Source organism: Novosphingobium sp. PhB165 (assembly GCF_004341845.1).
In the GTDB taxonomy this organism is placed as follows: domain Bacteria; phylum Pseudomonadota; class Alphaproteobacteria; order Sphingomonadales; family Sphingomonadaceae; genus Novosphingobium.
Map to the genome: position 1 here is coordinate 14,889 of NZ_SLVB01000015.1, position 26,944 is coordinate 41,832.

26 protein-coding genes are annotated in these 26,944 nt (G+C 60.3%); 17 read left to right on the forward strand and 9 right to left on the reverse strand.

The genetic code is table 11. The features are described 5' to 3' along the window. Positions 1-204: 204 nt before the first annotated feature. The 8 genes from EDF56_RS24370 (at position 205) to EDF56_RS24400 (ending at position 5,972) form a co-directional block, all read left to right on the forward strand. Positions 205-2,469, forward strand: coding sequence for an FdhF/YdeP family oxidoreductase (locus EDF56_RS24370; RefSeq protein WP_132392526.1), 2,265 nt, complete (start codon positions 205-207; stop codon positions 2,467-2,469). Positions 2,470-2,669: 200 nt separating this feature from the next. Beyond that, complete coding sequence (locus EDF56_RS24375) at positions 2,670-2,921, forward strand: hypothetical protein (RefSeq protein ID WP_132392528.1); 252 nt, start codon at positions 2,670-2,672, stop codon at positions 2,919-2,921. A 138-nt stretch (positions 2,922-3,059) separates the two neighbouring features. Then, the gene (locus tag EDF56_RS24380; RefSeq protein ID WP_132392530.1) at positions 3,060-3,287 is read left to right on the forward strand and encodes a hypothetical protein; all 228 of its coding nucleotides are present in this window, start codon (positions 3,060-3,062) and stop codon (positions 3,285-3,287) included. 84 nt (positions 3,288-3,371) lie between these two features. Next, entirely contained in the window at positions 3,372-3,863 is a 492-nt protein-coding gene (locus EDF56_RS24385) for a cupin (RefSeq protein WP_207905066.1), read from the forward strand. A 153-nt stretch (positions 3,864-4,016) separates the two neighbouring features. Continuing rightward, entirely contained in the window at positions 4,017-4,520 is a 504-nt protein-coding gene (locus EDF56_RS24390) for a hemerythrin domain-containing protein (protein WP_132392534.1), read from the forward strand. An 11-nt stretch (positions 4,521-4,531) separates the two neighbouring features. Continuing rightward, positions 4,532-4,714 carry a hypothetical protein gene (locus EDF56_RS24395; RefSeq protein ID WP_132392536.1) on the forward strand — a complete coding sequence of 61 codons (183 nt, stop codon included), beginning with the start codon at positions 4,532-4,534 and terminating at the stop codon, positions 4,712-4,714. Further along, positions 4,711-4,887 (forward strand): hypothetical protein, encoded by a 177-nt coding sequence (locus tag EDF56_RS26145; RefSeq protein ID WP_165912369.1) that lies wholly within the window; start codon positions 4,711-4,713, stop codon positions 4,885-4,887. Before EDF56_RS24395 ends, EDF56_RS26145 begins: the two co-directional genes overlap by 4 nt. Before the next feature lie 137 nt (positions 4,888-5,024). Beyond that, a complete protein-coding gene (locus EDF56_RS24400) occupies positions 5,025-5,972 on the forward strand; it encodes a TIGR03557 family F420-dependent LLM class oxidoreductase (RefSeq protein WP_132392538.1) in 948 nt (315 codons plus the stop codon). 20 nt (positions 5,973-5,992) lie between these two features. On the opposite strand, the gene EDF56_RS24405 is transcribed toward EDF56_RS24400, so the two are convergent. Further along, a complete protein-coding gene (locus tag EDF56_RS24405; protein WP_132392541.1) occupies positions 5,993-6,607 on the reverse strand; it encodes a methyltransferase in 615 nt (204 codons plus the stop codon). A gap of 163 nt (positions 6,608-6,770) precedes the next feature. Here EDF56_RS24405 and EDF56_RS24410 point away from each other — a divergent pair, with 163 nt between their 5' ends. Together EDF56_RS24410 and EDF56_RS24415 are read left to right on the forward strand one after the other, a co-directional pair. Further along, the gene (locus EDF56_RS24410) at positions 6,771-7,379 is read left to right on the forward strand and encodes an NAD(P)H-dependent oxidoreductase (RefSeq protein ID WP_132392543.1); all 609 of its coding nucleotides are present in this window, start codon (positions 6,771-6,773) and stop codon (positions 7,377-7,379) included. A 40-nt stretch (positions 7,380-7,419) separates the two neighbouring features. Then, complete coding sequence (locus tag EDF56_RS24415; protein WP_132392545.1) at positions 7,420-7,608, forward strand: hypothetical protein; 189 nt, start codon at positions 7,420-7,422, stop codon at positions 7,606-7,608. 399 nt (positions 7,609-8,007) lie between these two features. On the opposite strand, the gene EDF56_RS24420 is transcribed toward EDF56_RS24415, so the two are convergent. Next, a complete protein-coding gene (locus EDF56_RS24420; RefSeq protein WP_243652835.1) occupies positions 8,008-8,424 on the reverse strand; it encodes a MarR family transcriptional regulator in 417 nt (138 codons plus the stop codon). Between the two features lie 98 nt (positions 8,425-8,522). On the opposite strand from EDF56_RS24420, the gene EDF56_RS24425 reads away from it, so the two are divergent. From EDF56_RS24425 to EDF56_RS24440, 4 genes are all read left to right on the forward strand, one after another. After that, entirely contained in the window at positions 8,523-10,019 is a 1,497-nt protein-coding gene (locus EDF56_RS24425; RefSeq protein ID WP_132392549.1) for an FAD-dependent oxidoreductase, read from the forward strand. A gap of 443 nt (positions 10,020-10,462) precedes the next feature. After that, complete coding sequence (locus EDF56_RS24430) at positions 10,463-12,547, forward strand: TonB-dependent siderophore receptor (protein ID WP_243652836.1); 2,085 nt, start codon at positions 10,463-10,465, stop codon at positions 12,545-12,547. 729 nt (positions 12,548-13,276) lie between these two features. Then, positions 13,277-13,588: a hypothetical protein gene (locus tag EDF56_RS24435; RefSeq protein WP_132392553.1), complete on the forward strand. Its 312-nt coding sequence runs from the start codon at positions 13,277-13,279 to the stop codon at positions 13,586-13,588. 1,383 nt (positions 13,589-14,971) lie between these two features. Beyond that, positions 14,972-15,187: a hypothetical protein gene (locus EDF56_RS24440; RefSeq protein ID WP_132392555.1), complete on the forward strand. Its 216-nt coding sequence runs from the start codon at positions 14,972-14,974 to the stop codon at positions 15,185-15,187. A gap of 1,136 nt (positions 15,188-16,323) precedes the next feature. Here EDF56_RS24440 and EDF56_RS26540 read toward each other — a convergent pair. From EDF56_RS26540 to EDF56_RS24455, 3 genes are all read right to left on the reverse strand, one after another. Beyond that, positions 16,324-16,680, reverse strand: coding sequence for a hypothetical protein (locus tag EDF56_RS26540; protein ID WP_243652837.1), 357 nt, complete (start codon positions 16,678-16,680; stop codon positions 16,324-16,326). A gap of 314 nt (positions 16,681-16,994) precedes the next feature. Next, positions 16,995-17,513 carry a hypothetical protein gene (locus EDF56_RS24450; RefSeq protein WP_132392559.1) on the reverse strand — a complete coding sequence of 173 codons (519 nt, stop codon included), beginning with the start codon at positions 17,511-17,513 and terminating at the stop codon, positions 16,995-16,997. A gap of 297 nt (positions 17,514-17,810) precedes the next feature. After that, complete coding sequence (locus EDF56_RS24455; protein ID WP_132392561.1) at positions 17,811-18,326, reverse strand: MucR family transcriptional regulator; 516 nt, start codon at positions 18,324-18,326, stop codon at positions 17,811-17,813. A gap of 768 nt (positions 18,327-19,094) precedes the next feature. Here EDF56_RS24455 and EDF56_RS26150 point away from each other — a divergent pair. Beyond that, positions 19,095-19,304, forward strand: a complete 210-nt coding sequence (locus tag EDF56_RS26150; protein WP_165912372.1) for a hypothetical protein — start codon at positions 19,095-19,097, stop codon at positions 19,302-19,304. Positions 19,305-19,449: 145 nt separating this feature from the next. Here the strand turns inward: EDF56_RS26150 and EDF56_RS24460 are convergent, their stop codons facing one another. Further along, positions 19,450-20,130 (reverse strand): SOS response-associated peptidase family protein, encoded by a 681-nt coding sequence (locus EDF56_RS24460; protein WP_347813004.1) that lies wholly within the window; start codon positions 20,128-20,130, stop codon positions 19,450-19,452. Between the two features lie 452 nt (positions 20,131-20,582). Here EDF56_RS24460 and EDF56_RS24465 point away from each other — a divergent pair, with 452 nt between their 5' ends. Continuing rightward, positions 20,583-21,344, forward strand: a complete 762-nt coding sequence (locus EDF56_RS24465; RefSeq protein WP_132392563.1) for an ImuA family protein — start codon at positions 20,583-20,585, stop codon at positions 21,342-21,344. After that, positions 21,259-22,779 (forward strand): DNA polymerase Y family protein, encoded by a 1,521-nt coding sequence (locus tag EDF56_RS24470; protein ID WP_132392565.1) that lies wholly within the window; start codon positions 21,259-21,261, stop codon positions 22,777-22,779. Before EDF56_RS24465 ends, EDF56_RS24470 begins: the two co-directional genes overlap by 86 nt. A gap of 16 nt (positions 22,780-22,795) precedes the next feature. On the opposite strand, the gene EDF56_RS24475 is transcribed toward EDF56_RS24470, so the two are convergent. The 3 genes from EDF56_RS24475 to EDF56_RS24485 form a co-directional block, all read right to left on the reverse strand. Continuing rightward, positions 22,796-23,359, reverse strand: coding sequence for a hypothetical protein (locus EDF56_RS24475; RefSeq protein ID WP_132392567.1), 564 nt, complete (start codon positions 23,357-23,359; stop codon positions 22,796-22,798). A gap of 568 nt (positions 23,360-23,927) precedes the next feature. Continuing rightward, on the reverse strand, positions 23,928-24,239 hold the full coding sequence (locus tag EDF56_RS24480; RefSeq protein ID WP_132392569.1) for a hypothetical protein: 312 nt from the start codon (positions 24,237-24,239) through the stop codon (positions 23,928-23,930). Between the two features lie 245 nt (positions 24,240-24,484). Next, positions 24,485-26,800, reverse strand: a complete 2,316-nt coding sequence (locus EDF56_RS24485; protein WP_132392571.1) for an arylsulfatase — start codon at positions 26,798-26,800, stop codon at positions 24,485-24,487. Between the last annotated feature and the right edge of the window lie 144 nt (positions 26,801-26,944).

Sequence of the window (26,944 nt, forward strand, 5' to 3'; positions counted from 1 at the left end):
AAGCGGCCCGGACAGGCAGGAGGAAGGCAATGTCCATTTTGAAGGCGCGGGGACGCGTTTTTCCGTCTGGACCGCTCTCGCTGCTCAGCCCCCCTTGGATCATGTAAGCCGCGGTCGGCGCGATGTGTACAATCACTCGGCGAGCTTTCGGGCATCTGTGAACCAATGCCCGCTACACGAACCGTCAGCCCGGAAGCCGTGAAGATGGACGATCTCGCAAAACCTCGCCGCTACGACCACGCCACTGGCGGCTGGGGTTCGCTCAGCGGCATCGCGCATGTCGAGGCTGCCAGCAAGGCAATGCCGTCGGCCGTCCAGACGCTTGCAGAGCAAAATAAGCCGGGCGGCTATATGTGCAGCTCATGCGCATGGGCGAAACCTCCCAATCCTCATGTCGCGGAGTTTTGCGAGAACGGCGCGAAAGCCACGATCTGGGATCTTACTTCCGAACGTTGCACACCGGAGTTCTTCGCCCGGCATACCGTGTCCGAGCTTTCCAGCTGGGATGACCACGAATTGGAACGGGCAGGGCGGCTTACTGAACCGCTGCGATATGATGCTTCGTCCGATCGTTATGTGCCGGTCGGCTGGGACGAGGCCTTCGCGGCCATCGGCGAGAACCTGAGACACCTCGATCCGAAATCCGTCACGTTCTACGCCTCCGGCAAAGCGGCGCTTGAGCCGTCCTATCTCTATGCCCTATTTGCCCGGATGTACGGGCACAACAATCTACCTGACAGTTCCAACATGTGCCACGAGACGACCTCGGTGGGACTGAAAAAGGTGATCGGCTCGCCGGTCGGGACATGCACGTTCGAAGACCTCGCCCACTGCGATGCAATCTTCTACCTCGGCCAGAACCCAGGTACCAACAGCCCCCGTATTCTCCATCCTCTCAAGGATGCCGTCGAGCGGGGCTGCAAGATCATAGCTTTCAATCCCCTGCGCGAGCGGGGCTTGATCGAGTTCGCTGATCCGCAGAATCCCTGGCAAATGACGGTCGGGAAGTCGACCAGGATCGCTCACCAATACCTCCAGGTCCGACCTGGCGGCGATATCGCTGCGCTCATGGGCGTGTGCAAGCGGGTGCTGCAGCTCGATCAAGAAAGAGGCGACATCCTGGATGCGTCGTTCCTGGCGGCGCACTGCCATGGCTTGGAAGAGTTTCGCGCCAGTGTCCTCGCGACGAGCTGGAGCAAGATCGAGCAGCATGCCGGCGTGACGCGCGCAGAGCTCGAACAGGCCGGAGACGTTTATGCGGAAGCGGAACGGGTCATCGGCATTTACGGCATGGGCCTGACACAGCAAGTTCATGGCTCGCAGGCGATCGGCATGCTGGTCAACCTTCTCTTGCTGCGGGGAAATATCGGCCGAAAGGGAGCTGGCTGCCAACCGATCCGTGGTCATTCGAACGTCCAGGGCCAGCGCACTGTGGGCATCTCGGAAAAGCCGGAACTGGTCCCCATGGACAAGCTGCGGGAAATCTTCGGATTCGAGCCCCCGCTTGAAAAAGGACACACGACAGTAGAATTTCTCGAGGCGCTGCTCGGCGGCCGCGCAAGGGGCTTCGTGGCTCTTGGCGGCAATCTTGCACGTGCCGTGCCCGACCAGTCACGCATACACCCTGCCTGGCGCAAGCTCGAACTGACCGCGCATGTCGCCACGCGGCTCAACCGCACGCATCTCCTCCCCGGCAAGGAGGCCTATCTGCTGCCTTGCCTGGCGCGCGCCGAAGAGGATCTTCAGGAGACCGGCGCCCAGACCGTGACGATCGAGGACAGTTTCAGTCACATCTATGCTTCGATGGGAAGGCGCCAACCTGCCAGCCCCCATCTGAAGTCCGAACTTGCAATCGTCGCCGGGATCGCGAAAGCGACTTTATCCGCCCACCCGCTTTGGCGCTGGGATGAGTGGACCCGCGACTACGCAAAAGTGCGCAGTCTTATCGAGCGCACCTATCCCGACCAGTTCCGCGAGATGAACGCCAGGATGAACGAGGCCGGCGGTTTCTATCGGGGAAATCCGGCCCACGATCGGATCTGGAAAACCGAGAGCGGCAAGGCCGAATTCACCGTACCTACCGTACTGAATGCGAACGGTCTCGAGGACCGCCCCGGCAGATATACGCTGCTGACCCTGCGCTCCAACGACCAGTTCAATACCACGATCTACGGCCATTCCGACCGTCTTCGCGGGCTGAAGGGCAGCCGCATGATTGTGCTGATGAACCCTGAGGACATGCGGTCGGCAGGGCTGGGCGATGGGCAGCGGATTACACTGGTCACCGATTGCGATGAGAATTTCCGCCGGGAGGTCACGCAGTTGTCCGTAACCCCGTACGATCTCCCGCGCGGCTGCCTTGCCGGATATTTTCCGGAGCTCAATCCGCTCGTTCCGCTTAACCATCATGACGTTCTTTCCAAGACCCCAGCAGCGAAAGGGATACCGGTCCGGATCGAAGCAGAATGAATGGTAATTTCCAGTCCGAGTCGGCGGCTTAAACGCCCGCTCTTGCGTGCGAAATTGACCAATCGTCACGAACGCGGCCCTCGGTTCATCACTGCGGCTCTTCGTTCCGTCGCACACCAACTGGACCGTTTCGAGTGAGAGTTCAAAAATGGCGGATCGTAGTGAAGCGAGCGAGCAGTCGCTCGCAGCTGGAGAGCGCTATGACGGTATACACGCTCAAGTTTGCCAAAGACCGGCACGGCCCCGCCAAGGATATTCAGTTCGAAGGCGGCGATCCTGGCGCTGCACTTCAATTTGCCGAGACCGAACCTCCTGATCGCCGAGCCGAACTGTGGGAGGGATCGCGCAAACTTTGCGTAATCAGGCGGACAGGGGATGACGTCTGGCAGGTGGGGACTTCGCTTAACGCGCGCAAAAGCACAGAAGGTTTTCCCCCGAAACAGATATCGTGATCACCGCACTTCAGACCGGCGATGCATGACCCTTCAGCTTACGGACCAGCGTCCACATCTCGGGCGAGCTGGAAACTGAAATGAACAGGAGCGTGCTTTGACGAACGCCGCGATGTGTCCGCGTGACGGAGGATGGAGATGAAGGTATACACACTACGGTTTTCCGAAGATGGCGAATGCCTCGCCAAGCGGCTTGAATTTAAGGCGCACGATCTGCCCTCGGCCCTGGTCATTGCGCACCGGGAAGCGGCCCGCCGCAGCGCCGAGCTCTGGGACGGCCCAAGGAAAATATGCATCATCCGCAAGCCTCCAGAGGCGACCGCCAGTCTGACACCGTGCGCCTTCGGGTATTCCACGCGGGCATGATGCGCAAGGAAAGGCAATGGTGAGGGGTGCGAGTCAGCCTCGTGGGCTGGTCTGCGTAAGGTGCGCGAATTTGGGAGGAACCATTTGTACCCGGTAAAACTACTGTTCGCGGCAAATGATTGGGTGCCAAACAACCAGCGCCTGCCCGTTCTGGTATATCGCGCGGTTGAGAGCGGCAGCTGCGAGACAACGGCGCGCGCGTTCGAGAAGCGGTTCGCACAGCACGGCTGGCCGCCGAAGTGGCGTGATACGATCTTTGAGTACCATCACTACCATTCAACCGCCCATGAGACGCTGGGCATTGCCAGCGGCCGCGCGACGCTGGTCCTCGGCGGGCCCGGCGCGAATTCTATTGAGGTGGAAGCCGGCGATGCGTTGCTGCTGCCGGTGGGTACCGGGCACTGCCGGATCCAGGCGAGCGAGGATTTTCTGGCGGTGGGCGCTTATCCGAAAGGACAGAATTGGGACATTTGCCGGGGAGCGCCAACGCCGGCTGCCCTTGAGCGCATCAGGTCGATGCCAGCCGCTCCGCAGAATCCCGTGAGCGGGGAACCCATGGCTGAAGAAGCGCGCTAACCCGGCACCGACCACGGCACAATGGATCGCTTCGTCGCATAATCAGGAGGGTTCAAGATCGCTGAGGCTTTCTTGGCGCAAGCGTGCAAGTAAATCGGGAACGAGTTGGCTGGCGGTGCACTTAATTGTCACGACCTCGAGACGGAGGATTCCATGACAGAAATATTTACTGACGCAATCGCACTTCTGAAAGCCGATCACAGAAAAGTCGAAGGTCTGTTCGAGAAGTTTGAAAACGCGAAGTCATCCTCGCAAAGGAAATCACTTTCGCATCAGATCTGTACCGAACTGAAAATTCACACAGTTATCGAAGAGGAAATATTTTATCCGAGTTTTCGGGGCAAGATCGACGATGATACTCTCGACGAAGCCTATGTTGAGCACGATGGCGCCAAGATCCTAATCAATGACATCGAGGCAGGATCGCCCGAGGATGATTTTTTCGCGGCGAAGGTCAAGGTTCTTTCCGAAGAGATCAAGCATCATGTCCACGAGGAGGAGATGCCTTCGGAGGGAATGTTTGCCCAGTGCCGCAAGACCGGCGTCGACCTTGTGGCTCTGCGCGACCAGATGCTGGCGCGCAAGAAAGAATTGCTGGCAGCCGCGACCTCGCCTGGATTGCCGGCCGCGAAACCGACCACCTTGGTTACCGCCTGATGGAGGCACTCATGTCCAGTACGGAAGCTACCGAAGCCAAGCGCGGCGCGCTTGGCGGTGTCCGCTCCGAAGAGGTCAATCCTCTCCGGCTAGAGGAGGGCGAGTTAGACTCTGAAAAATTCGGTGATCGGCCCCACGCCGATACCGCGACGCCCGCAGACTACCTCGCGCTGACAAAGAGTTTCGCGACATGATGAACGATTCCGACAAGCCGAGTTCGCGAAGGTTGGGGCGTGCCGGCATCTTCGTCGTGGCGGTCATCGCTGCCGTTTTCGTGGTGGTCTTCGTTGGCCGCAATATCTGGCATGCTGAAAAGGAGACCCAGGAAGAGCGGACCGGCGTGAAGGAGCAGAATGGGCTCAACTGAAGGGAACAAAGTACGCCGTGCGTGGCTTCGCCAGCGGCTCAAGCGCACGAAAGCGCGATAGGCACAATTCGGGACCCCTGCAATCTGGAGGTCCCGCGCATTCGGGCGTTGCAACAGGCACAAAATGGAGGCGGTAGATGGCGCGTTTCGGATATAAGCTCATGAGCGAGGAGCATGGCCCCAAGGCGCTCGTAGACAATGCGCTCGCCGCCGAGAGCGCGGGATTCGATTTCGTCTCGATTTCCGATCACTACCACCCGTGGCTCTTCGACCAAGGCCACGCCTCCTTCGCCTGGAGCGTGCTGGGGGCAATTGCACATGCAACCTCTGGTATCGGGATCACGACCGGATTGACGTGTCCCATCCTGCGCTACCACCCCGCGATCGTTGCGCAGGCCGCCGCGACAATTGGGGTCATGAGCGACAACCGTTTCTCGCTGGCGATCGGGGCGGGCGAGCGCCTCAACGAACACGTAACCGGAGAGCATTGGCCATCGATTCCCGAACGCCATGCCATGCTGGAAGAGGCCATCGATATCTTCCGCCTGTTATGGACAGGAGGTCCTCACAATTTCCAGGGCGCTTACTTCACTGTTGATCACGCGCAGGTTTTCGATCTTCCCAGTAAACCTCTTCCCATCATTCTGGGAGTCAGCGGCTCGGCATCGATTCAACTTGCCGCTTCCAAGGCGGATGGGATTATGACGACCGACCCCGATCCACAAATCGCTCAAGGCTTCTCGCGCGGCCCCCGATACGTCGAAGTTGCTCTTGCCTATGCGCCGAGCGAGGATGAAGGGCGAAGAACCGCGCATGAACGGTTTCGCTTTTCCGCGTTTGACTGGTCAGTCAACAGCGAGATCCCCACGGTTGAAGGTTTCGAGGCCGCAACAAAGTTCGTGCGGCCGGAGGATCTAGCTGACAAGATTCCCGCTGGGCCGGATCCGGCCCAGCATCTCGAAGCGATCGGGAAAGCGCTGGACGCCGGCTTCGATCACATCGTCTTAACCGGCATAGGACCGGATCAGTCCGGCTTTATCCGCTTCTTCGAGGAACGCCTTCGTCCCCATCTTGTCGCAGAATGACTGGTCGGCGGTTCACGCAGTCAGGATTTGCCCCGGCTGACGACCCCGCGAGGATTGGTTGCCCAGTAGAGATGGCAGGGCGGAACATTCCACCATTCGTAGCCGCTGTGGAGCGAGGAGAAGTAGCGCTTGAGCAGAGGTTTCAATCGATTTCTCATCTGGTAGGCCGCAAACATGCCGTGAGTGCCAAGTACAGACGCGCTCGCATTCATGATCTCCTCGGCGAGGTAAGCGTCGAGCGTTGAAAAGGGAAGGCCCGAGACAATACAGTCTGCGGCGCGGGCGCCCTGATCGCTCAGGATATGGGCGACATTCTCAGCCGAACCCTGAACTACTCGCAAACGGCGGTCGCTTATCGACGTCCGCAAATGGTCGACGAATTTCGTGCCCGGTTCTATTCCGATCAATCTTGCATCCGGCCGCATGCGCGCCAGCGCCGCCGATGTGAAGTGCCCGGTTCCAGGACCGTACTCTACCAAGAGGTCGATCTCGGACCACTTCAAGGGCGCCAGCACGGTGGCAACCATGCGCGAGGTTGCCGGAAAGGCGGATCCGACTTTGGCGGGGGCACGAAGAAATTCTTCCACGGCAATCCGCGCGGCACGTTTACGTACCTGGAATCGGCTGATCGACATCGGCATTCCTTTGGTGGGGGCCGAAATTCAACCGCCGAGTAGCGCCCGGTGTTCCTCCGGGAGTTTCAGCCCTCGATCGATTGTTGCGAACCGATCGACGAGCCGGACGTTCATTTTTAAGAGGCAGCCACATCGGTGGCGCTGACAACCACGGAGGTCATCGATGGTGCTCAAAGCCCTGGCGATCAATTGCACGCTCAAGTCGGACCCGGCTGAAGCTTCCTCCAGTGATGCCATGATTGCAGTTTTAAAGCAGGCGCTCGCTAAAAGAGGGGTGTCTGTTACCGAGACCGTTCGCATTGCAGCGCTCAACATATTGCCCGGAGTTACTTCCAACGAGGGCGCGGGCGACGAATGGCCGGCGCTTCGCGAGAAGATACTCGCACATGATATCCTCATTTTTGGGGGACCGATCTGGATGGGACAGATCGGAAGCGTAGCCAAACGCGTTCTTGAACGCATGGACGCTTTCCTTGAAGAGACCGACGAGGCGGGGCGCATGCCCAGCTACGGCAAGGTTGCCATTGCCGCGATCGTCGGCAACGAGGACGGCGCGCATTTCTGCTCTGCCCAACTCTTCCAGGCGCTCAACGATGTCGGATGGACAATTCCTGCCGTCGCGGCGTGCTATTGGGTGGGCGAGGCCATGGGCTCGACAGACTTCAAGGATCTTGATGAAACGCCTGAAATGGTCGCCAGGACCGCCAATATGGTGGCGGGCAATGCTGCGCATCTGGCCACCCTTCTGAAGGCGGCGCCTTATGAAGGTTAAATCCACTCAAGCTGGGAGCTCCAGGGAAGGAACCGAAAATATGGCCGATCAAAATGAACATGACCTCGGCGAAGGGGTCTCTGCCATCATTAAGGGCTATGCGAAGCGACTTGCAGGCGAACTTGCGCCGCGTCCCGATCTTGTCGTGGAGGGCGAGAAGGAACAGACTGAGGCGCTTCGTCGGATACGTAAATCACGCTCGGCCAAACCAATCGGGAAAAAGGACTGAACACGCCGACTGGCCCCTGAAATACCCAGTTCCCAATCGGAAGCCAAACCGAATTGGCGGGCGAAACTGTGCAAGCTCGGGGGAGGGGGGAGATGCTGATCCTGCGCGGGACGGTAAGCTGAAAACGACGTCGTGGGAAAATTGCGCCAGCAGCCGATCGAGATCTTAATAATTTCCAATCTCGCGCCGCTGGTGGGCGAAGGTATTGCAGTCAATGGAGAGGTACTAACCGGTTGTCGCCATTTCGCCGTCCCCTGAGGCTGACCAAGTCCGCTTCGAATGGGAGCCAGAGGTCAATTTTCCGGGGAGTAAACCAAGCAAAAAGGCTCTCCGCTGATTTCGCGTCGAACCCCTTCGACAAGCCGCAATTCAGCATAGCCGAAAAGGAGAGCAGCTATATCAACGGCTCATGCCGTCCGCGAGCATGCACACAAGCCTGACGAGCTCTTCAAAGTCTTGCTGGGCCCAATCGCGAAAAAGTTGCTCTGCCATTTTCTCGCGGGCCGCATCGATGGCGTCAGTCGCCACCTTGCCGCGCGGCGTGATCTGCGCCTCTTTCACCCGTTTGTCAGCGGCGCTGGCCCGGCGCTTGACCAGACCCAACTCTTCCAGGCGTGCCACTTGGCGGCTCACGGTGGTGTAATCCCGTCCCACGCGGCCCGCAATCTCGACTACACCGACCGGTCCCAGCCGCTCAATCGAGACGAGCAGGGGAAAAAGAGCTCGCTCCAGCGAAAGGCCGGCGGCTCGGAGCATCTCCGCATCTCGCTCCGGCTCGTTCATGACGCCTACGATGTCGATCAGCGCACGGTGCAACTGCGGCAGTAACTCCCTAATATGTGTATTTTGCACTTTTATCGTTGACACTGGCCCACCTCCGCAAGATAGGTGCGTTATACACATAGGAGTGTGACATGGAACAGCCAGCCGACGTCGACGTGTTGATCTGCGGAGCGGGAGCATCAGGGTTAACGCTGGCTATCGACCTCGCCCGGCGCGGCGTGGCTTTCCGCATCATCGAGAAACTTCCAGCTCCGTTCGCCGGGTCGCGTGGCAAGGGAATCCAACCCCGCTCGCAAGAGGTATTCGAGGATCTGGGCATCATCGATCGCCTGTTCGCACTGGGCGGCACCTATCCGCCTCAGCGCGAGTATCTATCGGACGGCAGCTTTGCGGATTCTGTTTTGATGGAGGTATCCGATCCCAATCCCGCCGAGCCTTTCAACCAGCCTCTGATGATCCCCCAGTTCGTCACCGAACAGGTGCTGCGTGATCGCTTGGCCGAATTCGGTCACCAGGTCGAATATGGCTGCGAACTGACCGGCCTTGAACAGGGGGCGGACGATGTCACTGCCCGCCTGACGACCACGGCACAGGAACGGGTCATCCGCGCCCGTTATTTGGTCGGCGCGGATGGCGGACGCAGTTTCGTGCGGTCCGTTCTTGGCGTTGGTTTCCCGGGAAAGACTCTGGGCGTGCGAGCGCTGGTAGCGGATGTGACGCTTGAAGGTCTATCGACAGATGTGTGGCACCGCTTCGGGGAGGGGGACATGGAGCGTCAGATCGCCATCTGTCCGCTCGCCGGCACCAACCTCTTCCAGATCCAGGCCCCCGTGCCGCTGGAAGGCCCTGTGGGCGTAAGCGCGGCGGATCTCGACGTCATGATAGCGGATCGGACGGGGCGTAGCGACGTCAGGATCGGGATTGTCGGCTGGGCATCCGTCTACTCCATGAATGCGCGGCTTGCCGACCGATATCGGGTCGAAAGGATTTTCCTGGTTGGCGATGCAGCCCACACCCACCCGCCCACGGGAGGGCAAGGACTGAACACCAGCGTTCAGGACGCCTATAATCTTGGCTGGAAACTTGCTGCTGTGCTGAACGGCGCACCCGTTAGTCTGCTCGACAGCTACGAGGAGGAGCGGCGTCCCATTGCGGCGGGAATCCTCGGCCTGTCGACCGGCCTTCTTACGCAGATGCAGCAGGGCGTGATGCGAAGGGGCCGCGAGGTCCATCAGCTTGATCTGAGTTACGCCGGAGGATCGCTTGCAGCAGCAGACTGCGATAGCGGGTTAACGCCGAAAGCTGGAGACCGCGCGCCTGATGCCGAACTCACGGGCGCCGCGGGCCAAGGCCGACGTCTTTTCGACCTTTTTGCAGGACCGCACTGGACTTTGCTTCGATATGGTTCCGTAGTGCCGGAGGTCTCCGCGCGGCAGGGATTGAGAATTCACGGGATAGGACCTGGGTGCGAACTGCGAGACAATGGCGGTCAATTTCAAAGGTTCTACGGCGTAAAGACTGGAGATTGCGTCCTCGTCAGGCCCGACGGTTACATCGGCCTCATCGCAGCCAGCGCGCGCATCAGCGATATTGAGGACTATCTCGCCAAAGTGGGTCTCTCGCAATGATCCTTTATCAGTTCTGGAGATGACCAAAACCATCGCCTGATCGCCCGCCGGCGGCTGCCGCTGTCGGGGTGAACTCCTTCCCGCTGCCAATATCGTGCAAGATGTATTTTTCCTCAATTACGGAAGGGTTTGCCCGGCGGCCATGACTATGCCTGGTCCCCACGGTTTTGCCAGGACGAATGAACAGCGATCGTCGAGCGGGACCGCCCGGTGGCGGAGGTCGCAGATCAGCGGCCGGGGCTTCCTAAGATGGGCATATTGGGACCACGCTATCCCGCGCCCGGGCAAGCCGGAATGCTTAAGTAAGGCCTGTCCATAGGTGACAGAGACACGGGTGTCGTGAGGCGCCATATTGTTCTTGATTCGCATTAGCGGTCACTTTATCAGCGCTCCCGCCGCTTGGGGGGAAGAACGTGTTTGCTCGAATGCTTTTAACTGCCGCCATGCCCGCTTTGGCTGTCGTCCCCGCTTACGCTGCAGAGCCCGCCAACGGCGATGATCAGGCGCAGGCGCGAAGGGATATCATCGTCACCGGCGCGCGAACCAACCAGGTAAATCTGAATGAAAGTGCCTCGGCCACCGGCCTCGATCTTTCGCTCCGCGAAACCCCGCAATCGGTAACGGTTGTCGATCGACAGCGGATCGACGACTTCGCCCTGACGAATGTCAACGACCTGCTCGAACAGACCGTTGGTGTCACGGTCCAGCGCAATGAGACCGATCGCACCGAGTACACCTCTCGGGGCTTCGACATCACCAATTTCCAGGTAGACGGCATCGGCCTTCCTTTGTTGGGCGCGGTAGATGGCGATCTCGACACGATCCTCTATGAACGCGTGGAAATCGTACGTGGCGCGAACGCGATCATGACCGGTGTTGGCAATCCGTCCGCCACCGTGAACTATTTGCGCAAGCGTCCGACGACGACTTTTCAGGCAAACGTCTCAGCTTATGCCGGATCTTTCGAAATGTGGCGGCTTGAAGGCGATGTCTCCGGCCCGCTTAACGCCAGTGGCACGCTGCGGGCCCGCGTCATTGGCGCGCACGAGGAACGCAATTCCTATCTCGATTTCAACAAGGTCAATCGCACCGTTGTGGGCGGTTTCGTCGCGCTGGATATCACGCCGGATCTTACCGCCACGGTCGGCTATACGCGCCAGGAAAACAAGGCCGATGGGATCCTGTGGGGCGCCCTGCCGCTTATCTACAGCGATGGCACGCGTATCGCCTATCCACGTTCTGCCAGCACATCGGCGCCTTGGACTTATGCCAATGTTCTGAGTGAGAGCGCTTTCGGTGAACTGACCTATCGGTTTGGCGGCGACTGGTCGGTGCGCGGGGTCTTCACGTACAACAACACCGATTCCAGGGCGAAGCGACTCTATGCGTCAGGTACGCCCGATCCGGACACCGGGCTGGGCATCGTCGGAAGCGCCGGCATTTATCCCAGCCATAACCAGCAATACTTGATCGATGGCTACGCATCCGGCAGCGTCGAACTGTTCGGTCGCAGTCATCAACTCGCCTTTGGCATGTCGAATGGCTGGCTGCGGAGCAGCGAGTACGAAAGCTATTCTGATGCCGAGATCGATTACGGCGACATCCGCCAACTCAGTTCCTTCGTCCCGCCGGAACCGGATTTTCCGGAAATCGTCCTTCAGGGGCAAGAACGCAATCGGCTGACGCGGGTATATGGCGCGATCCATCTCAATTTCATGGACCGATTGAAAGGCGTGGCGGGCGCCTCCGCCGTGTGGCTGAAGACAACCGGCGATTCCTACGGATCCGACCTCGCGCGGGACGATCACAAGGTCAGCCCCTATGCCGGGCTGCTGTTCGACCTTACCAGCAATCTGACGCTTTATGCGAGCTATACCGACATCTACGCGCCGCAAAGCCAGGTAGATATCGACAACCGGCGTCTGGATCCTGCCAAGGGCACTTCTCTGGAAGCCGGCCTCAAGGGCAGCTGGCTGGACAACCGGCTCTCCGCGACGGCCGCCGTCTTCAAGGCCAAGCAGCGGGGCCTCGCCAGTTATCTCGGCACATTCGATGGAGAAGATGGCCCACTGGGGCTTGACTATTATGAACCGCTGGACACGACCTCCAAGGGCTTTGAGGTCGAGGTTTCCGGGCGTGTGATGGATCATTGGCTGCTGAGCGGCGGCTTTACGCACCTCAAGATCGAAGACGATCAGGGTTTGCGGACGCAGAACCAGATCCCGCGCGACAGTATCAAATTGGCAGCGACGTATGAAGTGCCCGAATGGCGCGATCTCAAGTTGGGTGCACAGTTCCGCTACCAGAGTGCGATCAGCGGCACCGACGACAGTGCAGGTCTGCCAATTTCCCAAAAGGGCTATGCAGTCGTGGACGTCCTGGCAGGCATCAAGCTGGTCGATCACGTCCAGGCCAGCGTGAATGTGCGTAATCTTACCAACGCGAAGTATCTGAACTCGCTGGCATGGGGTCAGGCATTCTACGCCGCTCCCCGCAGCGTTATTGGCACGATACGCTTAGATTACTGAATATCCCGGGCGCCGACTTGATCTGGCGCTTGGCCTCCTCGGCGCGCAAAGTTGAGGAGCTTTTGCGCGCTGTCCCACAACCGATGTTGTGCCGTCCCGGAACCGATCTTGATCGCACGTTGATGCCGAGCGCTTCAAGAACGAGAGGAGGGCGGGCTCGATCCCTCACGTTTCGATCGTTGAGTGCCCCAAAAGACGTGCCTCTCATTGAACGAAATGATCTTGCGGAATTGGGTTATGGTGGCAGGTGGGACGGCCTCGGTCCAATCGCTTTCCATGCTTGTCACGAGAAAGCCGTGCTCATCGGCCCCGAGCCCAGGTTTCCTAAGCGGGCGGACGTTTGAGCCGTGATTATGGCTCCTCCCGATCGGGGGCATCGGTATTGCAGGGAGCAACGTGTGACGCGGACTGTTACCAGGATTCGAGTAGCGCAACACAGCGAGATCGCCGCAGTCCCGCAACCGATTCTGGCCGGTTTGACTTTTCTGTCGTCGAAGATGTCAGGTTAAGCCTGTTTGATCAATTGGGCCGTACCATCGCGGTTCTCCTGATCGTCACGCTTGGGCCGGCAATCAGATGGCGAGTACGCGATAGATTTGGTCGCTGAAGCCGCGGAACAAATCGATACCAACGCGCTAGGTCTCTCTGCGTGGCTTGGCGAGGGATTGATTTAATTGCTTAATAAGGGAAGGTTGGCTAACTGGCTCGTAATCTTTGAGAGGGGTGCTCATGACCGCCAAAATACGCGGAATCAAAGGCGGACGCGTCACGATCTACATTAGTCTCGCGATCGCCACTACGCTCGTCGTTTTGCTCGCGACTGATTTTGCCGTTCTTTTGAGCGAACAAAAGATCGATGCCTCAAAGGTTCCAAGTAATTATATTGCCGCACGCAGTGCCACATCTATTCCCTCGAAATTGTGCACATATTTAACGGTGGTGGGTGTCGTCGAAATCCCAAAAATACGGGGCGCCAAACATTGCGCAATTTTTGAAGTAATTCCTGACGACCATCGCGCGAAATGGGATAGTTTTGAATGAGAGCAGATACGAAGATAAACGCTTCATATTATGCTCGACCTGGCTCGATTATGCCAGAACTTGTGTAGATTATTCGGCCAGTGCATCGCAAGTGCGGCGTGGCTCATGTGAACCAGCGATCTCCCTTTCGCACAAATCGCCCCCATGGCGGATTTTCCAACCAAAGCCTGCTGACCAGGGCCTTCGACGAACGGGCCGAATGCTGCCGGCAAGAAGGTGCCAGACACGCGAAGTTCGGCCTCTTACAAAGGCCAAGCTTGAGGCAAGAAGCGCGGGCGAGCGGAGACGCGGGCGCCCAATGATCGCGATGGCCGACGCGGTGAGGAAAAATTGCAGAGCAGCAGCGATACTTGTCGCTTCCGGGACGAGCTTGGCGCGATGGTTTGACGTGCGCGGACGTGCCCGCCCCGAGGACGGGCGTTGGCCTGCGCCATCAATGGCGCGCTTGCCTCACTCCCTTTAACATCGTCGTTCCGGCAAGAGCGCGTGCGTAGATAAGGGAGAGGTCAATTGGCGGGCGGCGGAAGGGAGCGGCGCCGCAGAGGGCTGAAGATCGCAGACGAGGCGTCGCCCGTTCAGGAAGTCGGGCGCCAAATCTGGGAAGCAGGAAATTCGAGGCGGGGGCCGCCAGGTTGAGTGGAGACAGCCTGGGCGAGCAAGCTAAGGCTAGCGCGAGCATCAGCGCATCCGAATTGGAGGGCCGCTGCCGTGGCGCCGCGAGCCCGACGTCCGCGCAGGTTCGGGCCGGTGGCTGGGCCGCAATGCAGGGCAAGCTGTGCACGAGGTGCCGGGCAACTCGGCCGTTTGCGGCGAAGGCACCACGAGGGGCGCGATCCCCCTTATCCGCGAATCGGAAGCCTCGCCTGACTAAAGGTGAAAGAGGAGAACCGGCACTGGCGGGAGCAGAACACAATTGCCGCTTACGCACGACGACGAGACGATAACTAAGGAAATGAAAGCCGAAACGTTCCAACGTACGCGGACCGACGGGAAATCGTGCGCACCGGTACACCACCAAGGGAGTGAGCCCCCTATGGTGGGTATTCAAGATCTGAAAGATTGCGGCAGGTGCGATTGTCGCCGCTGCCTTCGCGGCGCCGGATCGCGCGAGGCTTGAACGATGACCGTGCTACGTGGTCGTTGTGGTGAGACGCAGATAATTCAGTTCGAAATACCGGACTGCTTCGATTGCCCGCGGCGCGCCAAATCCATGGTTGCCGAACCAGCTGGCCTCGAAGTTGTCCCTGGAAAGTTGGGTGACCAACGAGCAAGCTGCTCACACTTTCCCGAAGAGTGACCCGCATCACGGTTGGTTGCGAGAGCGCCTCCTATCATGAGGTGTATAGCCGACGACGCTCGACGTCACCTTCACGCAGGAAGACCATGATAGAAAAAGATAGGTTCGACGTCATTGCTCCAAGCGGACAGCGGCGCACCATTGTGGAATGGCAACGATATACCGAGTTGCGCCCTCTCAGCGACCCAGGCCAAAAGGTTCCAGATACAGAGTTTTTCACCGACACTGGCTATGACGCATCAGAAAATTCGGACGGCACGTTCACCACTTTTGACTCTGACGAGATTTTCACGAGAGTCTGAACTCTGCGTGGCAGGGATGGGTTCTTGACTGCCCAATCGTCCGGAGGCTTGGGCGGTGACGGTGCAAATGACCGTGCCTGACAGCTGGGTCCGCGCGAGGGTCTTTACCTGTCAGTCTAAGCGCAATTTGCGAGTGCGCCGCAAGCAACCGGTCGCGCTCTTGGCGCAGCGTGGCCGGCCGAAGCGAAATTGCAATTAGTAGATCGGAGCGGTGCCGCCCAACCCACGGTGCGAGTCAAATTTGCCGTCTTTTCCCCTCGAACCACTCTTTTCGCTCGAAGGGATGATTGAGTATAGGGACGCGGAAGACGCGGCCGAGCGCACCCAGAGCCTCTTGAGAGAGGTGCAGGTCTTTTCCGCCCGAACCAATTCGCTTACCATCCGCAATAAACTTGCCACGGATTTTGCCTGCCCATCACATTCTACAGACGGCCGCAATTTATCGCCGCCCAGAATCGCGTTTGGCATACGGCGGACGAAAACCGAGCGTGGTCAACTCATCTCCGCTCCGGGATCGAACATTCGCCGCGCTCCACGTCCGCGGACCGGTTTCCCTTATTCGCGATACGGGCGCAGCGGCAGGCCATACCGCCGCGCGCATGCCGGCGAACGCCCGGCGATGATCAGGTGCTCGCGGGTGGGCGCCGCGTAAGGAGCAGATGGCGGCCAAACGGGAAGAGGCCGTTCCCCGAAAGGAACGGCCTCAATTCGATGCGGCCGGGAAGGGGGAAGGCGGCACCGGACTGCCTGTGGGACAGTACCGACTTAACATCTCGCCAGGAGGAGTTGTTCCCGTACTTAGTTGTGACAGCCTTCGATCTGGCGTGGCGGCACGGCGGACGTACGCGCTTTTGAGACCGCATGTCCGGTCCTCCGCCGAGATGCTCAGCGCCTGGCAATATGGAGGGCGGTTCACGCCATAATCAAGAACACCGCCGCCGCCCCATTCCCGTTCATAGGGCCGGACCAGCGATGGCCCTGCTTCGGGAAACGCCAGACGACAAGATGCCCTTAGGTGCTGGCTCGCTGACGGGCCGCACGGATGGCAAAGACCCTGCGCGCCAGTATCCGCACCTCTGTGAAGGCCCCACTCATCCCTGCGGTTCCCTTTGCGAAACGGCTGGCAATCGCCGTGATCAAAATGCGTATTGATTGAAAGTTGGCGATGCTTCGATGGGCTTGCGGATGGTGCAGAGCTTTTTGGTGCCTTCCCAGAGTTCAGCGCCTCGGCGGGCCGCCTCGCGGTGCGCAATGATGAGCGCACTCGTCAAGTCCTCAGCCCTGAATTCAAGGCGCCGGGCAACGCCGTCTCCGTCATCTGAAAAGCTCAGCGTGTAGATCTTCATTAACTTGCTCCAACCTCTACCCAGGAATTTGCCGCGTATTCGTAACGCGTTTGCCTCAATACTTTCGGGAGGGGTTTGCGCTGATGCGGTTTGCGTTGAAGCGTTGCATGCAAACGCCACTCCGCCGAGTTTTACATTTTTTTCCATGTTTGCGGCACAGGACACCGGTTTCCTTGAAAGAGCATTCACATTTTGAAAGATTCGGGGAGTATTGGAGTCACCAGTTTCGGCTAAAGTGCCTGGGCTTGTGTCACCGCCAAGCCGGCATGAAGGCCGAGCGTATGGCGGGCCCTGCGACCGCAGTTGGCAGGAGGCGGCGGAGTGTATACGACTATTTCCTTGGTCGACTACAAAACCAGGCGCGCGTTATTGGCTCTCCCGCCAAGGTCCGGCGGGGATGCCGCGACCGGCGAGCAGGACTGGTTCCTGCATGGCCTGTCCGGGTGATGCGGGCAGTGGGATCATGCATCCTTACGCCAGCGTTCCATGGCCGCTTCATGGGTGCTGCGCGCCTTCTCGAGGCGGGACGAAAGCCTGGCCCGCGCCTTGCCCGCAGTTTCGCGCCGCTCGGCAATCTCGTCAGCGATCCGCTTGCGCTCGGCCTCGAGCTCAGCCAGTTCCTCGGCGAGCGCTTGGTCGTGTCTCTCAAGCTCGGCTTCGAACGCATCGAGGGCGGCGCGGCTCGGCCGCGGGGGAGTTGGGCGTTTGCGGTGTATTGCGGAAGGCCGGCCGGAGGTTCTCGGGCTGGATGCTCCCGGTGGCTTCTTTGATCCGGCGTTCGCCTTGGGAGCAGCTGTTTGGGTAAGCGCCAAAAGGTGCTCCTGCGGGCTGCCGCGCGGAACCTTGATGACTTTGCCGGGATCGGCAAGCGGCGCGTTCATAAACGCAGGATCGTCGACCTTTTCGGCCATGCCTTGCAAAAACAGATTGCTGTCCGCGCCCCAGGCTGCAAGGGCAGCCTTCTGGCTGGGTGCTGCCACGTAGGCATCGAGGAATCCCGCTGGCGTCCGGAATACTTCAATTTAGCTGGCATTGCTGCACTCCCGGTCAAGGAGCGCGTCACAATAGCGATGGTTCCGGCTTGCGCACGTTCCGCGTGCCGTGGCTCGCGGCAGGCACGGCGCGCGGGGCAGCAGGATCAAGGTCGCACCATTCGCCCAAAGCACGGCCGCGGCGGTGAGACGGCCGGCCGAATTTCTTCTATGCCTAGCCCTGTGTCTGAGATCTGCCTTCAAGGGGGCGAAGCCTCTGCGCATTCGCGCCCCATTGTGAGCGGACTATTCGTCGCCGGCGGCAATGCCGAGCTTCTTGCGGGCTCGGGGTGCCAATCTGGCACCTTCCGGCAGTCCGGCGGCGGTAAGTTCTACCTCGTCCCGGCAAGCAGCAGCCTCCGGCTTCGCCTTTATGCCTGGTTTGCGGCCAAGGCCCAAGGAAAGCGCGATCTGCTTGCGGCGCTCGGCATATGCCGGGGCAATCAGTGGGTATTCGGCGGGAAGGCTCCAGCGGCGCTTGTACTCCTCGGGGGCGAGTTGGTGTTCATTGTCGAGGTGCCGTTTCATGGTCTGGAGCTTGACTCCGCATTCGAGGCACGTGATGCCGTCAGGCTTCACCGAGGCTCGGATCGAGACCGCCGGAGTCCGGGCTTCAACCGGCTCCGGAGCCTTGCCGAGAGGGGCTAAAGAGCCGTAGACTGCCTCGATCAATCGGGGCAGCTGCTCTGCCGGCAGAGTGTTGTTGGTCGCGTGTGCGGTGACAATATCCGCGGCGAGAGCGAGGATCGCTTCATCGGTCATTTCTTGTTCCGTTACCCGAATTGTTGTTTCATTTGATTGACGGCTTGGCATCACCCATTCCGCAAGTGGCTGGCAAGATGCGAAACCAATTTTTTCTGCGAAATATTCTTCGAAGCGTATGTCTCGTCCGTGCAGGAAGGGTTTGCAGGTCCTAACCTTGTTATTTCAGCCCTGATTTTCTGCCTGGGCAATTCTGCGACGTTCCAGGGCGCATGGATAAATTCGGGTAGAATTCGGGGGCCAGCTTTCCGGGAGTCTCGCCCACCCCTCGTTTCGGACAAAGTCTCATTCCCGATCCCGGCACAAAAAGGCCCGGCAGCGGAGACCACCGGGCCAGCGGAGGGAAATTTGGAAAGAGAGCCCCTTGGGGCGCACGAGGATGAATATAGAACGAGAAAGCGTCATATAGATCACGTAGGGACTTTATTACTGGGCATGCAAAAGGATTTCTCTGGCGCAGCTGTCTAAATTTAACTTGTCAGTCCAGGATTCCGGCACCACAGCATTCCGTGAGCGACTTTCCATACAGGGGTTGTCATGGGGGATGAAATTCTTGTCGAGATCATCGGTACCCTCGCTGCGTGGGGTGTCCTATTGATCGTAACCACGCCATTGGTCGGGTTTGTGCTGCGCGGGCTGGAAAATAGCGATTGGCTATCGCAGAGGGCCGGCGAGAGCGATGCAACACTGGCGCCCCATATCTAGCGGGATCTCAAGGATCAGCGGATCATCAATTGCGCGGGCGTACTCTTCGCGGCCGCGCTTATCATGGCGGTGTGGTGGTTTTCAAACGCCGGGGTCGCGCTGGTAACGCTTGCGATCATGTTGGCACGGGTGCCGGACCTCAATTGGGAGATCGGCAACGGCCGAAGGTCTGGACGCGCCGATTTGCGCAAACCGCCATTCTATAAGGCGGCGAGCGTAATCCTGTGGGCTGCCTTGCCGGCGTTGTGGTTATCGCTCTATCACCTGAGGTGAGCTGGGCTTATCAGCCATATGGCAACGGCTCCGCTGAATTCACCCTGACGGTTCGCAAGAAATGTTCAGGTTGTTAGAGGTCGCAGCGGACTGGGCGCGGTAGCGGGCCGCTTCCGCGGCACGGATTTCCTGTTGTCGCCATTCCTCAGAGCGGCAAGGACAACTGCTGCGCGGCCGCGTGAGCGCGGGTCCTGCGGGACCAGGGTTCGTCGGTGCTTTCGACCTCCAGCCTGTCCTCCCAGGTTCGGCACAGCGAATAGGCCGCCGCCGCAGAACTGCCGGTCCACACCTCCCAGTCTTCCGGGGCAAGAATGATTGGCATCCGGTCATTGAGGCCGGCCATCTGCGGATGGCCCGGAACCATGAGCATAGTGAAAACCTTGCCCCACTCAGGCGAGTTCCGCCAGATCCCCGCGAACGCGAATGTCTCTGCACTCGGAAGCGAGAACCAGGTTCGGGTCATCCGGCCTTCTTCGCCTGCGGCCTCCGCCCACGCGCTCACGGGTATCAGGCATCTGCGACGCTCGAAGCTCGCGCGCCAGAACCTGGAGCCCAGTTTTTCGCTGCGCGCATTGTAGACGGCATGGGGCTTCAGTTTCTTGCCGGTAACCTTGCTCTCGTCGGTGCGCGGAAAACCCCAGGTCATCGTGCCAAGCTGTCCCTCGGCAACGACAAGCCCGGGATCCGTCGGGGCGACGACATCGGCAAGGTTCGCGCCATCAACGGTCTCAGCGCCGAACAATGCTGCGATCGCGCTTGCGGGACTGGTCAGGCGGTAGAGGTTACAGATGGGACATTCTCCTCCTGCTGCAAGATATGACTGCACCGGCAGCCATGCAAACGCTTGCGCCCGCGAATGCGACTGGGTGCCGCGCGGCCATCCGAATGGAAATCCTCATCCTGTTTGCCGCGCCGCGGCGCGGCGCAAACTCGCCGGCACCAGCCGCTTCCATTTCGAACAGGGCACCGGCACATGCGGAAACGACAAGGCCGATCGTGAGCGGGCGGATACCGGGGGCCTGTAGAGGCGAGCCGGTGAGGTCCGCTATTTCCGATTCGGCGTGCGTTGCAGCCCGGGACCTGCTCCATGACCTGATCTCGCCGCCGAAAAGGCGGCCGGTGCCCGCTTTCCCAAAGCGAACGGCACGGCACATTTCCAAGACTCTTCCGCCGCTTGGCGAGTGAGCGATCAATCCCGATCGAAGATGCCCGTTGACTCGCTGTCGCACAAGAACAAATAGGGAACTTCCAATTTCCCGGAGCCCAAGGAGGCCCTTCATGACAGAGCGAGGGGCGCGTGCTCATCTGCCACAACTGCGTGCCCGGATCGCCGAGATCGAGGGCGGTGAGCGGCGCCAACTCGGCGTCCTGCCTTTCGGCCTCTCGGCGATTGACGAGCGCCTGCCCGGCGGCGGCCTGGCGCTCGGATCGCTTCACGAAGTGGCGGGCGGGGCGCAGGGTGTCACCGATGGCGCCGCCGCCGCGCTTTTTGCAGCGGGGATCATGGGTCGTACGGGCGGGACAGTCCTTTGGTGCATGACCCAGCCCGATCTCTTCGCGCCGGCTATCGCGCAGGCCGGGCTCGACCCCGACCGCGTCATCTACGTCGAGGCACGCGATCAGACCTCTGTTCTGGCCTGTTTCGAAGAGAGCCTTCGGCATGGCGGCCTCGCCGGCGTTGTCGCCGAAGTCCCGCGCCTTTCCATGACAGCCTCGCGGCGCTTGCTGCTCGCGGCAGAAAGCAGCGGCACGATCGGCATTGCGCTGCGCCGCTGGCGGCGACGTGAGGATGCCGCGGACTTCGGTCAGCCTACTGCGGCGGCAACGCGTTGGCGCGTGACGGCTGTCCCTTCGAAGCCCTTGCCGGTTCCGGGCCTCGCCCGGCCGCGCTGGTTCGTCGAGCTTATCCGGTGCCGGGCTGGAGAGTGCGCCGACTTCCTTGTGGAATCCTGCGATGCGACAGGTCGTCTCGCTCTTCCTGCCGACCTGGCCGATCGACCGGCTGCGGCGCAGGCTTGGCCCGCACGCGCCGCCTCCTGAGACGCCGCTGGTTCTGACCGGCATGGATGGACGGCGCCGCGTGTTGACCGCGGTCAGCAGCGCCGCGCAGCCGCTCGGCCTCTACACGGGAATGGCCGTGACGCAGGCCCAAGCACTGGCTCCGGATCTCATGCTGCTCGATGCCGATCCGGCCGCTGACGCCGAGGCGCTGGAGAAGCTCGCTGTGTGGTCCCAGCGCCGCTATTCGCCGATCGTTGCGCTCGATCCCCCCGACGGATTGATGCTCGACATTTCAGGCGCTGCCCACCCGTACGGCGGTACGGCAGGCCTCCTTGCGGATATCCTGCAGCGGCTCGCCGATGTCGAGACGGCCGCGCGCGCTATCTGCGCGCCGACTTACGGCGCCGCCCATGCCCTTGCGCGTTTCGGGGGCGAGGCCTTGCGCATCGTCGATCCGTCCGGGCTCGCAGCCGCGATCTCGGCGCTGCCGCTCGGCAGCCTTCGTCTGGCCGCCGACACCACGGAAAAACTGCGCGTGCTCGGCATCGAGACTATCGGTGAACTCGAGGCGATGCCGCGTGCCTCGCTTGCCCTGCGCTTTGGCTCGGAGCCCGGCAGGCGGCTCGATCAGGCCTATGGCAGGCTCGCCGAACCCTTCGAGCCCGTCGAGGCGCCCAGCCGGATCGAGGTCGAGCGGCGTTTTGCCGAACCCATCGCCGCGCCCGAGACGATGGCGCGCTACACGCACAAGCTGGTCGATGACTTGTGCCGCGATCTGGAGGAGGTGGGGCTCGGTGCGCGGCGCCTCGATCTGCGCTTCCATCGCATCGACAATGCGGTCGAGGCTATCCGTGCCGGCCTTGCGCGCGCCAGCCGTGACAGGAAGCAGATCGGCAGGCTGCTGTGCGACAGGATCGAGACCGTCGATCCAGGCTTCGGGATCGAGCGCATGGTGCTCTGCGCCCCCGTCATCGAACCGCTTGGTCTTCGCGCCATGTCGAGCCTTGGTGAACGGCCGGTGCCCGAAGTGTCGGCGCTCGTCGACATTCTGGCGAGCCGCCTCGGCGAGGAGCGGCTCTACAGGATCGCTGCTCGCGAAAGCCATATTCCCGAGCGGTCGGCTGCGCGCATCGCGCCCATGGCCGATCCGACATTGCTGCGCTGGCCCGAGCGCTGGCCGCGTCCGGCCAGGCTCTTCCCGCGCCCAGAGTTGATCGAGACGATGGCACTTCTGCCCGATCACCCGCCAGTCCATTTCGTGTGGCGCGGAATGCGGCGCCGGGTGGTGCGGGCCGATGGCCCCGAGCGCATCTACGGCGAATGGCATTTGAGCGAGGCAGAATGGCTGAGCGTGCGCGACTATTTCCTTGTCGAGGACGAGACCGGCGCGCGCTATTGGCTCTTCCGCCAGGGCGACGGCGTGGACGCGGCGACAGGCCGGCAGGACTGGTTCCTGCATGGTCTGTTCGGTTGATGTGGGTCCGATCGGGTCATGCGTCCTTTCGCCAGCGCTCCATGGCTGCCTCATGGGCGCCGCGCACCTTCTCCAGGCGGGAAGACAGCTTGCCGCGGGCCTTGGCCGCAGCTTCGCGCCGCTTTTCGATCTGGTCGGCGATCCGCTTGCGCTGGGCTTCGAGCTCCGCCAGTTCCGCGGCCAGCGCCCGGTCGTATTGCTCAAGGTCGGCTTCCGTCTCGTCCAGCGCGGCTCTGCTCGGCCTAGGCGCAGGTGGACGATCGGGGCGTTTGCCCAAGGTCTGGCCGGACTCTTCGCTGGGGGGCTTGCCTTTCTTGGTCCGATCTTCACTTTTGGGCGCGGTTTGGGCAAGCGCGGCAAGGTGTTCCTGCTGACTTCCGCGCGGGGCCTTGATGACTATGCCGGGATGGGCAAGCGGCGCTTTGGTGAATGCGGGATCGTCGACCTTTTCGGCCATGCCTTGCGCAAACAGATTGCTGTCCGCGCCCCAGGCGGCAAGCGCGGCCTTCTGGCTGGGGGCCGCCACGTAGGCATAGTAGAAGCCTGCGGGCGCCCGGAATACTTTCAGTCTGGCCGGCATCGTTGCACTCCCGGTGAAGGAGCGCGCCGCAATACCGATAGTTCCTACCCGCGCAGGTTCCCCAGCCGTAGCTTACGGTTGGCACTCCGCACCGGGACTGGCAGGATCAAGACAGCAGCATGGCGACGGGATACCCGCGGCTGAACGGCAAGAATGGGTCGGTTTTGCTAGGGGAAGATCGCCGGGAATGGGACCTAGCCGACAGTCGCCTTTGGAGCGGCCGGCCAAGGTAAGCCGACGCTCACTCCGCTGCTGCGCGAGCCCTGGTCTGCGGCTTGCCATGGGACCTTCGCGACTTTCTGGTTCTGAGTGCCCGACACAAGAAACCAGACACTCCCAACGTTCAGCTTGCTAAAAATCCATCGGCAGCAACCGCCCGAATTCAGTCATTCGGCAGCCACTTTGACGATCCCGAAAGCGGCCGGTCTGTGTCGCTACGCCGCATGGACAAACGTTTGCCTGAACGACGGGCAGCTATCGGGGATTTCCGGAGCCCCCTGAATGGCAGAAATGTTGGGGGAAGCGGACAACAGAGGCCTCAGATAGGATAGGTGGCTATGGTGCGCCGTCAGCCATCGCGTTTTCGCTTCTTGGTGACTGCTGTATTTTTAGATTTCAAATATTCTTTAGTAAAGATGAGTCTTCCGTTTTCACCGATGGTAAGACCTCCTTTGATGGCTGCACTCATGTATCGCCATACCCGAAATATGGCGAATAGCGTCCAAATGGTAAAGAGAATCCACGCCAACTTAATCGCGAGATTATTCCCAATCAGTATAGCCGTTAAAAGGAGTAACGTTGTCGGCAGGGCCAAGGCACGATAATTACCTTCCTCCCAACAACGATCAACCCAATCTCGAACAGCCGTGTAGATACTCACCAGTCAGGCTTCCAGTAAATCAGTCCGATGCCTGAAATGCCAGCCTTGCGGAATTTACGCAATGTCGGTGAAGCGGGCGCTTAATCTGCCTCAGGCTTATGTCCGCTTTGTTGGCGTGTCCGGAACGGCACCTTCCAGATTAAAATAGCGAAATGCTGCCGTTCGCTTGCGGGTGAACTGGACTGACGGCAGCCGCCCGAATTAAGACATTCGGTGCGCCCTAGACTTCGGCCTATAGCTGCCGTTCATCCCTCGCCCAGGTCGATCCGTACGTGGTCTAGCTTGCCGGTGAACGTGAAAGGAGGCTTGTAGCTGAAGTCCACCGGGGCCCCTCGATCCAAACCCACATCAAGACCGTCAAACGATGAGAAGGCGACGGGGACTGTTCGCTCCAGCCTTCCTTCACCGATCTTCTCCTCACCGTCGAACAGCGCGACCGTCGCACCTTTTCCGACGCCGTCGCCGTCATAGACGAACTTGGCTCTTACCGTCTGTTGGCCGGGCTTCAGCGGGCGGCCTGAAACGATCCGCGTACGTTCGAGGAAGAAGTTGTAGCTAAAGACCAGTCGGTCACCTTGAACGTACCAGCCGATTCCCGCCGTGTAGCCGCCAATTGTAAAGAGCATGCCTTCGGCTCCGGTCTCGGGTATGTCCACCTGCGCAGTTAGATCGAACGAGATGTTCGTTAGGCTCGGTGCGGCACCTTCCATGATTCCGCCCACACCTGCCCGGTAGGTGAACGACCTGCGGCCTTTGCTGGGGTTAGGCACTTCCTCGGGCTTGATCCGTGCGGCAAGCGGTCGCGTGTCGACTGGAAGGACATGATTGCGCGCTGCTTCCGCCCACCACAGTTCCTGCAACTGGCGCAGCTTGTCAGGATGCACCGTGGCGAGGTCGTTCGCTTCCGAGAAGTCCTCGTCGATGTGGTACAGTTCCCACGGTACAGTATCGAGATCGAGCGCCGACTTTTGCGCAATCCACGGGACATTGGCGAGAGAAGCGGCGCACCAGCCATCATGATAGATCGCGCGGTTGGCATAGATTTCAAAATATTGGGTCCGGCGGCGCTCAGGCGCTTCACGCCCGTCGAACGTGTAACAGATGCTGACGCCTTCGATTGGATCCTGCTGAACGCCGTTGAGCATTTCCGGGGGCGTGATCCCGGCGACCTCGTAGATCGTCGGCACAATGTCGACGACATGATGAAATTGCGTGCGGAGTCCCCCCGTATCCGTGATCCGCGATGGCCATGAGACCACCATCGGGTTACGCGTTCCGCCGAAGTGCGAGGCCACCTGCTTGGTCCATTGGAATGGCGTGTTCATCGCCCAAGCCCAGCCGACCGGAAAATGATTGTGGAGCTTGGGGCCGCCAATGTCGTCGATATGTTCCAGCGACGTTTGCCACGGCAACTCGAAGCCGTTGTAGTAAGTCACCTCATCAACCGTACCGCTCAGCCCGCCCTCGGCGCTCGAACCATTGTCGCCCACCACATAGAATACGAGCGTGTTGTCCCAGTCGGGCCGTTCACGTAACGCATCGAGGAATCGACCTATTTCATGGTCGGTATGTGCCGTGAAGCCGGCAAATGCCTCCGCCATACGCGCCGCCAGCCGCCGCTGGTCGGGCTCGAGCGAATCCCATGCCGGTATCTCGTTGGGGCGCGGCGTGAGCTGCGCATCCGCCGGGATCACGCCGAGTTCCTTCTGGCGCGCGAAAGTCTCTTCGCGATATAAATCCCAACCGCCATCGAACCTGCCCTTGAAGCGGTCGATCCACTCACTGGGCGCGTGATGAGGTGCATGCGTCGCCCCCGTCGCCAGATAGGCGAAATACGGGCGTCCGGGCACCGCCTGCACATTATCAATCCACCGGATGGTATGGTCCACCAGATCGGTCGTCAGATGATAGTCGGGATCGGGCGAGCGCTGCACGAGGCTGTGGTTCTCGTACAGCATCGGGTCCCACTGGCTAGTCTGACCGCCGTGGAAGCCGTAGAAATAGTCGAAGCCCCACCCAGTCGGCCAGTTGTCGAACGGACCGCGCGGGTTGATGTCCCACGGCGGCGTGTTGTGGTTCTTCCCCAGCCAAGCGGTCGAGTAACCGTTTTGACGCAACACCTCGGCCACCATGCCGGTGCGTTTCGGGATGATCGCGGTGTAACCATCATAGCCGGTCGCTGACTCGGCGATCCCTCCAGCCGCAGCGACGTGATGGTTGCGGCCGGTAAGCAGAGCGGCTCGTGTCGGTGAACAAATGGCCGTCGTGTGGAAGCGGTTGTAGCGCAGTCCCTCTGCAGCGAGCCTGTCGAGCGCTGGCGTTGGGATGCCGCCGCCGAACGTTCCGAATTGCCCGAAGCCGACATCATCCAGCAGGATGACGACAATGTTGGGCGCGCCTGCGGGTGCGGTAACGGGCTGGGGGATCGAGGCAGGGTCGGAGTCTGAGACCGTCCGCCCTACTGCTCCAATGAAGCGGTGATCGGGTCGCGGCAGGACGTTCGGAGTACGCTGCGGCGCCGACATTGCACTAAAAGAAGCTTTCGGATCCAACTCCGGCATCGCCAGACTCCGCTCAGATTCCTGTTGGAAGCAGTCAGTTGTGCGGTGCGGCGCCTTTTGCCGGTATCAGGAAAAACCCCGATACCGACAATCGCCGATGCTGAGCGAGTGGTGGAGTGCTGAAACGATCCTGCCGGGTCAAAA

Bases quoted from the DNA above. Each gene is read 5' to 3' on its own strand.
- EDF56_RS24370 (WP_132392526.1), top strand. From the start codon at position 205: ATGGACGATCTCGCAAAACCTCGCCGCTACGACCACGCCACTGGCGGC.
- EDF56_RS24375 (WP_132392528.1), top strand. From the start codon at position 2,670: ATGACGGTATACACGCTCAAGTTTGCCAAAGACCGGCACGGCCCCGCC.
- EDF56_RS24380 (WP_132392530.1), top strand. From the start codon at position 3,060: ATGAAGGTATACACACTACGGTTTTCCGAAGATGGCGAATGCCTCGCC.
- EDF56_RS24390 (WP_132392534.1), top strand. From the start codon at position 4,017: ATGACAGAAATATTTACTGACGCAATCGCACTTCTGAAAGCCGATCAC.
- EDF56_RS24395 (WP_132392536.1), top strand. From the start codon at position 4,532: ATGTCCAGTACGGAAGCTACCGAAGCCAAGCGCGGCGCGCTTGGCGGT.
- EDF56_RS26145 (WP_165912369.1), top strand. From the start codon at position 4,711: ATGATGAACGATTCCGACAAGCCGAGTTCGCGAAGGTTGGGGCGTGCC.
- EDF56_RS24400 (WP_132392538.1), top strand. From the start codon at position 5,025: ATGGCGCGTTTCGGATATAAGCTCATGAGCGAGGAGCATGGCCCCAAG.
- EDF56_RS24405 (WP_132392541.1), bottom strand. From the start codon at position 6,607: ATGTCGATCAGCCGATTCCAGGTACGTAAACGTGCCGCGCGGATTGCC.
- EDF56_RS24410 (WP_132392543.1), top strand. From the start codon at position 6,771: ATGGTGCTCAAAGCCCTGGCGATCAATTGCACGCTCAAGTCGGACCCG.
- EDF56_RS24415 (WP_132392545.1), top strand. From the start codon at position 7,420: ATGGCCGATCAAAATGAACATGACCTCGGCGAAGGGGTCTCTGCCATC.
- EDF56_RS24425 (WP_132392549.1), top strand. From the start codon at position 8,523: ATGGAACAGCCAGCCGACGTCGACGTGTTGATCTGCGGAGCGGGAGCA.
- EDF56_RS24430 (WP_243652836.1), top strand. From the start codon at position 10,463: ATGCCCGCTTTGGCTGTCGTCCCCGCTTACGCTGCAGAGCCCGCCAAC.
- EDF56_RS24435 (WP_132392553.1), top strand. From the start codon at position 13,277: ATGACCGCCAAAATACGCGGAATCAAAGGCGGACGCGTCACGATCTAC.
- EDF56_RS24440 (WP_132392555.1), top strand. From the start codon at position 14,972: ATGATAGAAAAAGATAGGTTCGACGTCATTGCTCCAAGCGGACAGCGG.
- EDF56_RS26540 (WP_243652837.1), bottom strand. From the start codon at position 16,680: ATGGAAAAAAATGTAAAACTCGGCGGAGTGGCGTTTGCATGCAACGCT.
- EDF56_RS24455 (WP_132392561.1), bottom strand. From the start codon at position 18,326: ATGACCGATGAAGCGATCCTCGCTCTCGCCGCGGATATTGTCACCGCA.
- EDF56_RS26150 (WP_165912372.1), top strand. From the start codon at position 19,095: ATGGCGGTGTGGTGGTTTTCAAACGCCGGGGTCGCGCTGGTAACGCTT.
- EDF56_RS24465 (WP_132392563.1), top strand. From the start codon at position 20,583: ATGACAGAGCGAGGGGCGCGTGCTCATCTGCCACAACTGCGTGCCCGG.
- EDF56_RS24470 (WP_132392565.1), top strand. From the start codon at position 21,259: ATGCGACAGGTCGTCTCGCTCTTCCTGCCGACCTGGCCGATCGACCGG.
- EDF56_RS24475 (WP_132392567.1), bottom strand. From the start codon at position 23,359: ATGCCGGCCAGACTGAAAGTATTCCGGGCGCCCGCAGGCTTCTACTAT.
- EDF56_RS24485 (WP_132392571.1), bottom strand. From the start codon at position 26,800: ATGCCGGAGTTGGATCCGAAAGCTTCTTTTAGTGCAATGTCGGCGCCG.